The organism is Mesorhizobium salmacidum (SeqCode) (assembly GCF_037179605.1).
GTDB lineage: Bacteria > Pseudomonadota > Alphaproteobacteria > Rhizobiales > Rhizobiaceae > Mesorhizobium > Mesorhizobium salmacidum.
In genome coordinates this window covers 19522-31918 of sequence record NZ_JAPYKS010000008.1, presented here as the reverse complement: position 1 = coordinate 31918, position 12397 = coordinate 19522, and the positions used below count along the sequence as shown (strand labels likewise).

At 63.6% G+C, this 12397-nt stretch carries 13 protein-coding genes and 1 riboswitch; of the genes, 7 read left to right on the top strand and 6 right to left on the bottom strand.

Translation table 11 applies throughout. From position 1 onward, the window contains the following. Nucleotides 1-4: 4 nt before the first annotated feature. From O7A60_RS12665 to O7A60_RS12655, 3 genes are read left to right on the top strand one after another with little or no spacing between them, the layout of a single operon-like run. Complete coding sequence (locus tag O7A60_RS12665) at nt 5-1045, top strand: 2-hydroxyacid dehydrogenase (RefSeq protein ID WP_337106579.1); 1041 nt, start codon at nt 5-7, stop codon at nt 1043-1045. Nucleotides 1046-1091: 46 nt separating this feature from the next. Continuing rightward, the gene (locus tag O7A60_RS12660; RefSeq protein WP_337106578.1) at nt 1092-2609 is read left to right on the top strand and encodes a glycerol-3-phosphate dehydrogenase; all 1518 of its coding nucleotides are present in this window, start codon (nt 1092-1094) and stop codon (nt 2607-2609) included. A gap of 48 nt (nt 2610-2657) precedes the next feature. Continuing rightward, a complete protein-coding gene (locus O7A60_RS12655; protein WP_337106577.1) occupies nt 2658-3599 on the top strand; it encodes a sugar phosphate isomerase/epimerase family protein in 942 nt (313 codons plus the stop codon). A gap of 54 nt (nt 3600-3653) precedes the next feature. On the opposite strand, the gene fba is transcribed toward O7A60_RS12655, so the two are convergent. Beyond that, entirely contained in the window at nt 3654-4718 is a 1065-nt protein-coding gene (gene fba / locus O7A60_RS12650; RefSeq protein WP_337106576.1) for a class II fructose-bisphosphate aldolase, read from the bottom strand. A gap of 272 nt (nt 4719-4990) precedes the next feature. Between fba and O7A60_RS12645 the strand changes: the two genes are divergently transcribed. From O7A60_RS12645 to derI, 3 genes are read left to right on the top strand one after another with little or no spacing between them, the layout of a single operon-like run. Further along, the gene (locus O7A60_RS12645; protein ID WP_337106575.1) at nt 4991-5761 is read left to right on the top strand and encodes a DeoR/GlpR family DNA-binding transcription regulator; all 771 of its coding nucleotides are present in this window, start codon (nt 4991-4993) and stop codon (nt 5759-5761) included. A gap of 18 nt (nt 5762-5779) precedes the next feature. Further along, nucleotides 5780-6538, top strand: a complete 759-nt coding sequence (locus O7A60_RS12640; RefSeq protein ID WP_337106574.1) for a triose-phosphate isomerase — start codon at nt 5780-5782, stop codon at nt 6536-6538. 26 nt (nt 6539-6564) lie between these two features. Beyond that, a complete protein-coding gene (derI, locus tag O7A60_RS12635; RefSeq protein WP_337106573.1) occupies nt 6565-7005 on the top strand; it encodes a D-erythrulose-4-phosphate isomerase in 441 nt (146 codons plus the stop codon). Here the strand turns inward: derI and dhaL are convergent. The 4 genes from dhaL to O7A60_RS12615 form a co-directional block, all read right to left on the bottom strand. Beyond that, nucleotides 7002-7637 carry a dihydroxyacetone kinase subunit DhaL gene (gene dhaL / locus O7A60_RS12630; protein ID WP_337106572.1) on the bottom strand — a complete coding sequence of 212 codons (636 nt, stop codon included), beginning with the start codon at nt 7635-7637 and terminating at the stop codon, nt 7002-7004. The two genes, derI and dhaL, sit on opposite strands and share 4 nt — an antisense overlap. Nucleotides 7638-7646: 9 nt before the next feature. Further along, on the bottom strand, nt 7647-8660 hold the full coding sequence (locus tag O7A60_RS12625; protein ID WP_337106571.1) for a dihydroxyacetone kinase subunit DhaK: 1014 nt from the start codon (nt 8658-8660) through the stop codon (nt 7647-7649). Between the two features lie 167 nt (nt 8661-8827). Next, nucleotides 8828-9301, bottom strand: coding sequence for a 6,7-dimethyl-8-ribityllumazine synthase (locus O7A60_RS12620; protein ID WP_027142233.1), 474 nt, complete (start codon nt 9299-9301; stop codon nt 8828-8830). Nucleotides 9302-9378: 77 nt separating this feature from the next. Then, a riboswitch (FMN riboswitch) is annotated at nt 9379-9523 on the bottom strand. A 96-nt stretch (nt 9524-9619) separates the two neighbouring features. Then, complete coding sequence (locus O7A60_RS12615) at nt 9620-10795, bottom strand: MFS transporter (RefSeq protein WP_337106570.1); 1176 nt, start codon at nt 10793-10795, stop codon at nt 9620-9622. Nucleotides 10796-10843: 48 nt separating this feature from the next. Here O7A60_RS12615 and O7A60_RS12610 point away from each other — a divergent pair, with 48 nt between their 5' ends. Then, on the top strand, nt 10844-11383 hold the full coding sequence (locus O7A60_RS12610; RefSeq protein WP_140714696.1) for an Lrp/AsnC family transcriptional regulator: 540 nt from the start codon (nt 10844-10846) through the stop codon (nt 11381-11383). A 122-nt stretch (nt 11384-11505) separates the two neighbouring features. Here the strand turns inward: O7A60_RS12610 and O7A60_RS12605 are convergent, their stop codons facing one another. Then, nucleotides 11506-12063, bottom strand: coding sequence for a hypothetical protein (locus O7A60_RS12605; RefSeq protein ID WP_337106569.1), 558 nt, complete (start codon nt 12061-12063; stop codon nt 11506-11508). Nucleotides 12064-12397 lie beyond the last annotated feature (334 nt).

Below are 12397 nucleotides of genomic sequence, written 5' to 3'. Positions count from 1 at the left end.
GAGTATGCCCAGGAAAATAGCGATCATTGGCGACAACTTCATGCTGCCGGAGGTGTTTCGCGCCAAAATCGAGAAGGTTGTCAGTGGCGACCTCGACATCAGGACCTTGCAGACGGCCTGGCCCGACGAGCCGATGGAGTTCGGCAATCCGGCGCTAGGCCTCGACAAGGTCAAGGAATATTTCGGCCATCCCGACGAGGTCGTCGACTTCATCGGCGACGCCGAAATCCTCGTCACCCAGCTTGCGCCTCTGTCGGAAGGCATGATGCGGCGCCTGCCATCGCTCAAACTGGTCGCGGTGTCGCGCGGCGGACCGATCAACATCGACATGGCCGCCGCCAAGACGCACGGCATCACCGTGGTCAATGTGCCCGGTCGCAACGCCACCGCCGTGGCCGAGTTCACCATCGGCGCCATCCTTGCCGAGACGCGGCTGATCCGGGTCGGCCACGAGGCCCTGCGCAAGGGGGAATGGCGCGGCGATCTCTACCGCGCCGACCGCACCGGCCGCGAACTCGGTGAAATGACCGTCGGCGTCGTCGGCTATGGCAATATCGGCACGAAAGTGGTGCGCCTGCTGCGTGCCTTCGGCTGCCATGTCCTGGTCAGCGATCCCTATGTGCAGCTGAGCGCCGAGGATCGCAACGCCGGCGTCGAACTGGTTGCGCTCGACGATCTCCTGTCGCGCTCCGATGTGGTTACGCTGCATTCGCGTGTGACCGGGGAAACACGCGGCCTGATCGGCAAGGACACCATCGCGCGGATGAAGCCGGGGGTGATCTTCGTCAACACGGCGCGTGGCCCATTGGTCGACTATGACGCGCTTTACGAAGCGCTGGTTTCGGGGCAGATCGCCAGCGCGATGCTGGAGACCTTCGCGGTCGAGCCGGTGCCCTCGGACTGGCCGCTGCTGCAGCTTCCCAATGTGACGCTGACGCCGCATATCGCCGGCGCCTCGGTGCGCACCGTGACCTATGCCGCCGAGCAGGCCGCCGAGGAGGTCCGTCGTTATCTGGCCGGCCTGCCTCCGGTCAATCCGTGCTGAGAGCGATGGCCATGATGCGAAAATCCGGCAGCGGGGCGACGGCAAGATGAGCGTCGGCCCTGACATCGTCGATCTCTTCGTCATCGGCGGCGGCGTCAACGGCGCCGGCATCGCGCGCGACGCCGCCGGCCGCGGGCTTTCCGTCATCCTGTGCGAAAAGGACGATCTCGCCGAAGGCACCAGTTCGCGCTCGGGCAAGCTCGTCCATGGCGGTCTGCGCTACCTCGAATATTACGAGTTCCGCCTGGTGCGCGAGGCGCTGATCGAGCGCGAGGTGCTGCTGGAATCGGCGCCGCACATCATCTGGCCGATGCGCTTCGTGCTGCCGCACAGCCCCGATGACCGGCCGGCATGGCTGGTGCGGCTCGGCCTGTTCCTCTACGACCATCTCGGCGGCCGCAAGCGGCTGCCGGCCACCCGGACGCTCGATCTGCGCACCGCGCCCGAGGGAGCGCCGATCAAGGACAGTTTCAAGCGCGGCTTCGAATATTCCGATTGTTGGGTCGACGATGCCCGCCTTGTCGTCATCAATGCGCTCGACGCCGCCGAACGGGGAGCGAAGGTCTTCACCCGCACTGCCTGCACCGCCGCCCGCCGCGAGGGCGGCCTCTGGGTCGTCGAGATGCGTGACGTCAGGACCGGCATCAAGACCAGTGTGCGGGCCCGCGCGCTGATCAATGCCGCCGGTCCCTGGGTGAATGACATCGTCAATCGCGTTGCCGGCCAGAATTCCAGGCGTAATGTCCGCCTCGTCAAGGGCAGCCATATCGTCGTGCCCAAGTTCTGGGAGGGAAGGCAAGCCTATCTCGTCCAGAACAGCGACAAGCGCGTCATCTTCATCAATCCCTACCAGAACGATCTCGCGCTGATCGGAACCACCGACATTCCCTACGAAGGCCGGCCCGAGGATGTGACGGCGGACGAGAGCGAGATCGATTACCTCATCAACGTGGTCAACCGCTATTTCAAGCGCGGTCTTGCGCGCAACGATGTGGTCTATTCCTTCTCCGGCGTCAGGCCGCTCTATGACGACAATGCCGATAATCCGAGCGCGGTGACCCGCGACTATATTTTCGAACTCGACGCGCCGGACGCGCAGGCGCCGCTGCTCTCCGTCTTCGGCGGCAAGATCACCACCTTCCGCAAACTGGCCGAGCACGCGCTGGACAGGATCGCGCCATTCTTTCCCCGCATGGGCAAAGCGTGGACCGCAAAGGCGCATTTGCCCGGCGGCGATATCGCCAATGCCGATTTCGAACAGTTTCTCGGCGACCTCGCGAATGAGTATCCATGGATGCCGGCATCGCTGCTCAAGCATTACGGCCGGCTCTACGGCACCAGGACGCGGTCCGTGGTCGGCGGCGCCCGTTCGCTCGCCGCACTGGGGCGGTGCTTCGGCAGGGATTTCTTCGAGCGCGAGGCGAACTACCTCTTTGAACAGGAATGGGCGGAAGACGCGGCCGACATTCTCGAACGGCGCACCAAGCATGGCCTGCATCTGTCCGCCGAGGAGAAGTCGGCCTTCGAGCATTGGTGCGCGACCCGGCAGGCGAGGGCAGGCTGATGGCGCTCACTGCCCCTATTCGGCGACAGCGTTGAAGGGATAGCGACCTTGGCCTTCACGCTCTCCCTCAACACCAATCCGCTGGTCAACCGCTTCGCGGAGCCCGACGATCTGATCGACACCATCGCCTATGGCATCGGCATCAGGGACGTTCAACTCACGCACGAATTCGTCAATCCGGGCTGGCCGGCGGCGACGATCGTCAAATTCGTCCGCCTGTTCCGCAACGCCTTGAACCGCACCGGCGTGCGCGTCACCTCCGGCATGACTGGTCCCTACGGCCGGCTCAACCATTTCGGCCATCCCGATGCCGATGTGCGCCGCTACTATGTCGACTGGTTCAAGACCTTTGCCGATATCTCGGCCGAGCTTGGCGCTAGCGGCATGGGCACGCAGTTCGCCATTTTCACGCATCGCGACTTCGACGACGCCGCCCGCCGCGCGCGTCTGTTCGACATCGCGCTGGACTGCTGGCGCGAGGTCGCCGAACACGCCCGGGCGGCAGGCCTGACCTACCTGTTCTGGGAGCCGATGTCGGTTGGCCGCGAGTTCGGCCACACGATCGAGAATTGCCGGATGCTGCAGGATGCGATCGATGCCGCCGGCATGGCCATTCCACTGGAGATGATGGTCGACATCGACCATGGCGACGTGACCTCCTCCAACCCGGCCGATATCGATCCCTATGCCTGGGCCGAAGCCTTTCCTCTGAAGTCACCGATCATCCACGTCAAGCAGTCGTCGATGAACAAGGGCGGCCACTGGCCGTTCACCGCGGCCCACAACAAGGACGGCCGCATCACGCCTGAGAAGCTGCTGGAGACGGTGCGCCGCGGCGGCGGCTCCGACAACGAGATCTGCCTCGAACTGTCGTTCCGCGAGCGCGAGCCGGTCGACCATCAGGTGGTCGCCATGATCCGCGAGTCGGTCGACTATTGGGCACCCTTCATCGAGACCGGCAGGCCTGACCTGCTGCCGAAAGCCGGATAGAAATCGGACAGGAGCCGATGTGGCTCCTGTCCATGAAATGCAACCGGATCGAACTCAGGCGAATTTCGGATCGAGGCTGCCCGACTTGTAGCGCTTGGCCATTTCCGAGACCGGCAGCGGCTTGATCTTCGGCGCATTGCCGGCGGTGCCGAATTGCTCGAAGCGCTCCTTGCAGAGCTTCCTCATCGCCGCCATCGCCGGCGTCAGGTATTTGCGCGGATCGAACTCGCTCGGGTTTTCGGTCAGCACCTTGCGGATCGCGCCGGTCAACGCCATGCGGTTGTCGGTGTCGATGTTGATCTTGCGCACGCCATGCTTGATGCCGCGCTGGATCTCTTCCACCGGCACGCCCCAGGTCGGCTTCATCTGGCCGCCATATTTGTTGATGATCTCCTGCAGGTCCTCCGGCACCGAGGATGAGCCGTGCATGACCAGGTGCATGTTCGGCAGCCGGCGGTGGATCTCCTCGATGACGTTCATGGCCAGAACCGCGCCGTCGGGCTTGCGCGAGAATTTATAGGCGCCGTGGCTGGTGCCCATGGCCACCGCCAGCGCATCGACATGAGTGTCGCGCACGAACTGCTCGGCCTGCACCGGATCGGTCAAGAGCTGGTCGTGGCTGATCGCGCCTTCGACGCCGTGGCCGTCTTCCTGTTCGCCGCCGCCGCTCTCGAGCGAGCCCAGCACGCCGATCTCGCCTTCCACCGACACGCCACCCCAATGCGCCATGTCGACCACACGCCGTGTGATACCGGAATTATAGGCATAGTCGGCCGGCGACTTGCCGTCTTCCTTCAGCGAACCGTCCATCATCACCGAGGTGAAGCCGTACTGGATCGCGGTGACGCAGGTGGCTTCGTTGTTGCCGTGGTCGAGATGCATGCAGACCGGGATGTCGGGGTGGATTTCGACCAGCGCGTCGATCAGCTTGGCCAGCACCACGTCATTGGCGTAGGCGCGCGCACCGCGGCTTGCCTGCAGGATGACCGGCGACTTGGTCTCCTCCGCGGCCTCCATGATGGCCAGGCCCTGTTCCATGTTGTTCATGTTGAAGGCCGGCACGCCATAGCTGTATTCGGCGGCGTGATCGAGCAATTGTCTCAGTGTGATGCGAGCCAACGATTAGTCTCCCGTATCTGGTTTCAAACCTGTGGTTGCGGGCTGTCCGCGCATCGTTCAGCCCACCGATGCTTCTGGCCGGAATTCCGCGCAACCGCAACCGTGACAGACCGTCCCGGCAGCAATTCTTGTTACAGCGGCGCGATAAAAGCCGGCGAAATATCCCAGTGGAATATCTCATTATCACAAAAATTATGATACGTGCGCGTCAATGTCTGTTATATCTGAGTTCGATCAAGGAGCCAGGCTTCTGCGTTGGCGGGTCGGCGAGAATGAAGAGCGACAACAGACGGCAAGGCATCATGGACTTCCTGGTGGACGCCGGCGCGGCAAGCGTCGACGACCTCGCCTCGCGTTTTGGCGTCTCCAGGATGACCGTGCACCGCGACTTGGACGAGCTCGAGGAGAGTGGCTTCCTGCGCAAGGTGCGCGGCGGCGCCTCGATACAGCCGAGCAGCCTCTTCGAAAGCGATTTCCGCTACCGGCAGAAGCAGGCGATTGGGGAAAAAGAGCGCCTTGCGGCGGCGGCCGCGGCCATGATCGAACCCGGCCAGACGGTCATCATCGACGACGGCTCGACGGCGGGCGGTATCGCGCGATATCTCGGCGATCTCAAGCCGCTGACGGTGATCACCAACAACCTCGCCGCCATCCAGGATCTGGCGGGTGCCGGAGGCATCAACCTGATCGCGCTCGGCGGCCAATACTCGAAGAAATTCCATGGCTTCTTCGGCCTGCTCGCGGAGGCTTCGCTGCGATCGCTGCGCGCCGATGTCGCCTTCCTGTCCTCATCCGCCATCCACGGCGCCTCCGCCTTCCATCAGGACCAGGAAGTGGTGCAGGCCAAGCGGCTGATGATGGCCGCGGCGACCCGCAAATACCTGCTGGTCGATCACGGCAAGTTTGGCCGCAGCGCGCTGCATTTCCTGACCGATCTCAAGGCATTCGATGCCGTCTTCACCGGACGCGAGCCGGAGCCCGGGATGCGCGCGACGCTGGATGCGGCCGGGGTTTCGCTGACGGTGGTCGCCGACAAGGATTGAGCATCAAGGAGAGTCCGCGTGGTTTACTGGGTCGGTACAAGCTGGAAGATGAACAAAACGCTCGCCGAGGCGCTTGATTTTGCCGGGGCGCTGGCCGGCTTCGTGCCGGGTTTCGACGATCGCATCCAGCCTTTCGTCGTTCCGCCCTTCACGGCGGTGCGCGAAGTCAGGCAGGCGCTGTCGGCGACGCGCATCAAGGTCGGCGCCCAGAACATGCATTGGGCCGATGCGGGCGCCTGGACCGGCGAGATCTCGCCGGTGATGCTGAACGATTGCGGCCTCGACCTGGTCGAACTCGGCCATAGCGAGCGGCGCGAGCATTTCGGCGAGACCGATCGCACGGTCGGGCTGAAGACTGCGGCGGCGGTCAAGCATGGATTGATACCGCTGATCTGCGTCGGCGAGACGCTGGCCGAGCGCGAAAGCGGAAAGGCCGATGCGGTGCTCACCAACCAGGTCGAGGGTGCATTGCAATTCCTCGAAGGCGAGGCGAAGGGGGCAAAAATCCTGTTCGCCTACGAGCCGGTCTGGGCGATCGGCGACAAGGGCATTCCGGCCAGTTCCGACTATGCCGACAGGCAGCAGGCGCTGATCAAGAAGATCGCCGCCGGTCTGCTGCCGTCCGCGCCGCCGGTGCTCTATGGCGGCAGCGTCAACCCTGGCAATGCCGCGGAGCTGATCGGCCAGCCCAACATCGATGGCCTGTTCATCGGCCGCTCCGCCTGGCAGGCCGAAGGCTACATCGATATCCTGCGCCGCGCCTCGGCCGCGATCTGAATCAATCGAACTGGAAAGGACAAAAAATGAAAATAGCCATTGGAGCCGATAGCGCCGGCAAGCCGCTGCTCGACGTCATCGCCGCGCATCTGGCAACCAAGCCCGGCCTCACCGTCAGCGACCTCAGCCAGGCCGGCTATTATGCCGATCTGTCGCAGAAACTCGCCCAGACGATCGTCGAAGGCGAGAACGACCGCGGCATCCTGTTCTGCGGCACCGGCATCGGCGTCTCGATCTCGGCCAACAAGGTGCCGGGGATCCGCGCGGCACTTACCCACGACACCTACTCGGCCGAGCGCGCGGCGAAATCCAACAACGCCCAGATCATCACCATGGGCGCCCGTGTTATCGGTCCGGAACTGGCCAAGGCCATTGTCGACACGTGGCTGGCCTCGGAGTTCGACGAGAAGGGGCCCTCGGCCGGCAACGTCCAGGCGATCAACAGGCTCGACGCGGCAAAGAGCTAAGAGAGACTGTCGCGCATGGCCCTGATGACGGTGACGGCCGAGGCCGCGCCCGGGTCCATGTGTCCGAGCGACCGCTCGCCAAGCCGTGACGAGCGGCCCTTGGCGGCGATCATGTCCTTGGTCGATTCCGCGCCGCGCTCGGCGGCGGCAAGGGCTGCCTGCAGGCTTTCAGCAAGGTCTTTTCCTGCTGCATTGCTGGCGCCGGCCGCTTCCGCCGCCGGTTGCCAGGCGTCGACCATTGTCTTCTCGCCGATCTCGGCCTTGCCGCGATCCTTGATCCCTTGCGCCATGGCCTGCAGCAGCGCGATGAACTCGGCGTCCGCGAGCGTCGCCTTGCCTTTGAAGGTGGCGGCGGCGCGCATGAAGGCGGTGGCATAGAGTGGACCGCAGGACGCGCCGACGGCATTGAGGAACGATTTCGCCGCCGTGTTGAGGAGCGCGGTCGGCTCGGTCGCCGCAAGGTCGAGCAATGCCAGCGCATCCCGCACGGCGTTGAACCCGAGCGCCATCGCAATGCCGTGGTCGGCGTCGCCGATGACGCCGTCGAGCTGGCAAAGCCGGTCCCTGTCGGCTTCGATCGCCACCGCGATCGCATCGAACATTCTTTTCAGGTCGGAGGCGGCGATGGTCATGGAGCGCTCTCAGCCGGCACGGAACATGGCGCAGTCGCAGGGATGGTCGAGCATCGTCTGCAACTCTTCGTCGAGATGGAAAAGCGTCACCGAGGCGCCGGCCATTTCCAGCGACGTGCAATAATTGCCGACCCAGGTCGCGTGGACGGAAACGCCGATTGCATCGAGCCGCTGCTTGACCCGGCGGTTCATGATGTAGAGCTCCATCAGCGGCGTCGATCCCAGCGAGTTGACCAGCACCGCGACCTTGTCGCCGCGCTTCGGCGCCATCTCGGCGAAGATCTTGTCGAGCATCTCGTCGGTGATCTCATCGGCGGTTCCGAGCTTGCCGCGCGCAATGCCGGGCTCGCCATGGATGCCCATGCCGATCTCCATCTCGTCGGCGCCGATGTCGAAATTCGGCCGCCGCGTCTGCGGCAGCGAGCAGGACGACAGCGCCACGCCCATGGTGAAGGTGTGGTCGTTGGCCTTGCGCGCGATGCGTTCGCATTCGTCGAGCGATAGCATGAGGTCGCAGGCCGCACCGGCGGCCTTGAAGATGAAGAAATTTCCGGCGACACCACGACGCTTCTGCCGCTGGTCGCGCGGTGCCGAGGCGACGTCGTCGGTGGTGAGCACCGTTCGCACCTCGACGTCGTCCATGCCGGCCATCTCGGCCGCCATGTCGAAATTCATCACATCGCCGGCATAGTTGCCGTACATGAACAGGACGCCGGCACCGCCGCTGACCGCCTTGGCGCATTCCAGGATCGGATCCGGTGGTGGCGAGGCAAAGACGTTGCCGATCGCCGCCGCGTCCGCCAGCCCCTTGCCGACAAAGCCGAGAAAGGTCGGCTCGTGGCCGGAGCCGCCGCCGATCACCAGCCCGACCTTGCCGGGCCGTGCGCCGTCGCGGGCGATGATCGAGCGCGGGCTGCCGTCCACGCTTGTGAGATGGCGAGGATGCGCGGCCAGGATCCCTTCGAGCATTTCGTCGACGGCGCGGTTGCCGTCGTTGATGATCTTCTTGGTCTGCACCGGCATCCTCCCGAACTCGGCATTTTCCTGGAAAGGCGCCCCGCTGAATTAGCGCAACGCGTTTCCAGGTCCTTGTTTATGCATGTCGTTATCCCAAAACCGCTGCGCGCTTTTGGGCGACATGCATCCGATACTACCGGCTGTTGCCGGGATTTCCACCCGGCTTCAGTGCTTCAGGCCGCGATCTTTTCCCGCGCGGCGAGGATCTGCACACAGGCGTTGGCCGCCTCTTTGCCCTTGACCGTGAAATGCTCGAAGAAGAAGCGGTGATGCTCGGCGCTGTCGTGAAAATTGTGCGGCGTGAGCACCGCCGAAAGGACCGGCACGCCGGTCGAAAGCTGCACGTTCATCATGCCGTCGATGACTGCACCGGCGACGAAGTCGTGCCGGTAGATGCCGCCATTGACGACGAACGCCGTGCCGAGGATCGCGGCATAGCGGCCGGTCCCGGCAAGTGTCTTGGCATGCAGCGGAATCTCGTAGGCGCCGGGCACGTCGAAGACGTCGACGGCAAAGCGTCCGCCGCCGATCTCGGCCAGCTCCGCCTCGAAGGCTTGCACGCACTGGTCGACGATGTCGGCATGCCAGCGCGCCCTGATAACGGCGACGCGAGTTGTTTCATAGTCTTTGTGGGAATGCTGATTCATGGGTCCATCCTTCCGTTTCGAACCAGAATCAGGACGCACGATACGAAATCCGGCCCGCCGGGGCGGTCCGTTTTCCGTTTCGTTCTCTTTCATCCGGACTCTAACCGTCGGCTCCGGAATCACACCGGATCTGCTGACCTTTCCGATGCCGGAAAGCGCTCGCGGGCTTCGGCCGAAGCCGTTACCGCCGGTGGGGACTTTCACCCCGCCCTGAGAACATTAACGCGCTCTGTATGAAGAGCAGGAGTGCCGGTGTCAACCGCGCGACAGGCCGCTGGCCAATCACGTTCTGTCGGCTGGAGCAATGCGATGATGGCTCTACCGGGTGCGCCACGCCGCCGCCGAAGCCGCAACCAGCATCAGCACCGCCGCGACCATCGCGCATGTGGCAAAGCCGAAGCCGGAATAGAGCGGCCCGAAGCCGGTGGTGCCGACGAACACCGCGAGATAGGTCACCGCGCTGTTCAGGCCCATGATCGTGCCCCGCCGTGACGGATCGAGCGCCGATAGGCGCATCACCAGCACGTTCAGGCCGAAATGATTGGCAAGCCCCCAGGCGGCCACCATGGCGAGTGTCAGGCCATAGCTGTCGCTGGTCGCGGCGATCGCCACGTAGACCATGGCGACGAGAAGATAGGCGAAAGGCATGACGCGCCTCGCGCCCAGGCGATCTATGATGCCGTCGAACAGCGCCGCCGTGCCGAACCCCGCGCCATAGGCGAGGGCCGCCAGACCGTTGGCGCTGACCGCCTGTCCCAGTCCGCTGTGAAGATGATCGCCGAGATAGCCATAAACACCGTAGAAGGCGGTCATGAAGGCGCCGCAGGCGACCAGCAGCGGCACGATGCCGGGAATGCCGAACGCCTCGAACGGCGAGGGCGCCGGCCCGGTCTTCCTGACATCCGGGAGCGACGATGCGCTGAGACCGCCCAGCGCCAGGGTGGCAAGCAGCGCCACGGCGGCGAAGACGGCGCGCCAGTGCACGAGATCGGCAAGCACCGCCGACAGCGAAACGCCGGCCACCATGCTGAGCGTCCATCCGGTCAGCACCACGCCGATCGTGCCGCTTTCGCGGCCGGGCGGAGCGATAGCCGCGGCACTGGCGTAGATTGCCGGCATGGCGACGCCGGCGGCAATGCCGGCGACAAGCTGCGCGGCAACCAGCGCGGCCACCGTCGGCGCGGCCGCGCTGGCGACCAGGGCCAATGCCAGCAGCAGCAAGGCCGCCTGCAGCATCCGGCGCGCGCCGATCCGGTCGATATGGCGTGCCAGGAACAGGGCGCTCGCCGATGTGCCGAGGCCGAAGGCGGCCGCCGCCGTCATCACCATGGGAACGCTGGTCGCGAACGATACGGCCACCGCCGGAGCGATCGGGCCCAGCACCAGCGAATTCGAGCCGATCACGGCGATGCATCCGGTCAGGAGATAGGCAAGCGCCGGGATGGGCGGCCTGGTGTCCGCGTTCAAGGTTGCAGCTTGATCGTTGTTCGACATATCACCATAATGGCCGTATTGAATTCCGTGACAATCGGGAATATCGGCATGGATGAAGAAACAGATGGCATTCAGCGGAACAGGCCGGCGGCCCGGGATGTCGACGCGACCGACCGAAAGATATTAGGCGTTCTGGTCGACGACGCGACCGTCAGTTATGCCGAGCTCGGCGAACGTGTCGGCCTGTCGCCGCCGGCAGCGCATGAGCGCGTCAAACGGCTTCGGCGCAGCGGCGCCATCCGCAACACGGCCGCCATCATCGATCCCAATGCGGTGAGAAAGCCGCTGCTCACCTTCGTCCACATCGACACCAGTGGCTGGGGCAAGACCCCGGAACTGATGGCGATCTCGGAATATCCCGAGGTCGAGGAGATCCACACCGTCGCCGGCGATACATGCGTCCTGCTCAAGGTGCGCACCGAGGACACCAAGGCGCTCGAAGGACTGCTGTTGCGTCTCTACGAGACACCCGGCGTCACCTCGACGCGCAGCTACGTGGTTCTGGCGACCTACCTCGAACGGCCGGTGCAGCCCGGCATCACGGCGCAATGGCCGACGCCGAAGCACATGGGCAAGCCGCTCTACTAGGCAGGACGGATGGAAGTCTTGGCTGTCACGCTCGCTAGGGAAATATAGCCTTCAGACTTTCGCACGAGGCCTGCCTTTTCGACGGTCGCGACGCGCCCGGCTACAGGTCAAGAATAGTCTACCTATTTCGTAGCTATTTGAGCAGAGTAGTTAGGGAGTTCAGAGAGCTTTCGATAGTTGTATCCGTCGAAGGCAAATATGCTTCCGAGGATCTTTTGGTAAAACGGTATATAAAGGTGCTCCCCAGAACCATATTTATCAATGGCGTCGAGAGCATCATTGTACGCCTTGGCGTCTATTGCGCGTAAAACAGGTGGCTCGTCTCCAGCGATTCGCGTCATTTTGCTTGCCCATGCCGCACATTTCTCCTCGTCGCAATTAATGCATTCATCAATCTCAGCGAGAAGGTTGTAGTAGTCTCGCTGAAGTGCCTGATGATCGCGTGCAGAGCGACCAAAATCAAAGACCAGCTGCGCTGCCGCTACAGCTGAAACAGCTGCCCCAATCCACAACTGATCAACGCCGAAGCGGTGCGCGACGTCACTCATGGCAGCCGCGCCAAGCAAAACTACTAGGAAGTTGAAGAAGCGGTTCCAGCGTTCGAACGCCCGGCGGCGCCCTGTGTGATAGAGGGCGTTCCGAAGGGCGTTAAACCGTACATTATCTACGTCCCTGGCCACTAGCGTTCCTTCTTTCCCGGCTTTTCATCCCGCCCAGGCTTATCTATTCGTTCAGGCTTTGGCTGGCGCGGGCCAGCATGCAAGCGCTGGCCAGCACCCGAGGCAGCCTTCTTCGGAACGGTTTGGCCAGAACGGCTCTCCCTCTTAGCGCTCTTGCCCTGTCCAGTACCCGCTTTCTTGGCCAAAGCCGTTCCTATTTTTTGGTTGGCGGTGGCGGTGGTGGCGGCGGGGCCGGCTGTCTCGGCCCGACTGAAGTATTTACGCCACTTGAAGGTTGTCGCGGTCCCCAAGTTTTGATCTCGGTATATTTGCTCACAGATATAACCCTCCGCTG

What these genes read in the sequence shown, in the direction of transcription:
- O7A60_RS12620 (WP_027142233.1), bottom strand. Translation starts at nt 9,301, where the DNA reads ATGAATCAGCATTCCCACAAAGACTATGAAACAACTCGCGTCGCCGTT.
- O7A60_RS12660 (WP_337106578.1), top strand. Translation starts at nt 1,092, where the DNA reads ATGAGCGTCGGCCCTGACATCGTCGATCTCTTCGTCATCGGCGGCGGC.
- O7A60_RS12615 (WP_337106570.1), bottom strand. Translation starts at nt 10,795, where the DNA reads ATGTCGAACAACGATCAAGCTGCAACCTTGAACGCGGACACCAGGCCG.
- O7A60_RS12665 (WP_337106579.1), top strand. Translation starts at nt 5, where the DNA reads ATGCCCAGGAAAATAGCGATCATTGGCGACAACTTCATGCTGCCGGAG.
- derI (WP_337106573.1), top strand. Translation starts at nt 6,565, where the DNA reads ATGAAAATAGCCATTGGAGCCGATAGCGCCGGCAAGCCGCTGCTCGAC.
- O7A60_RS12645 (WP_337106575.1), top strand. Translation starts at nt 4,991, where the DNA reads ATGAAGAGCGACAACAGACGGCAAGGCATCATGGACTTCCTGGTGGAC.
- O7A60_RS12625 (WP_337106571.1), bottom strand. Translation starts at nt 8,660, where the DNA reads ATGCCGGTGCAGACCAAGAAGATCATCAACGACGGCAACCGCGCCGTC.
- dhaL (WP_337106572.1), bottom strand. Translation starts at nt 7,637, where the DNA reads ATGACCATCGCCGCCTCCGACCTGAAAAGAATGTTCGATGCGATCGCG.
- O7A60_RS12610 (WP_140714696.1), top strand. Translation starts at nt 10,844, where the DNA reads ATGGATGAAGAAACAGATGGCATTCAGCGGAACAGGCCGGCGGCCCGG.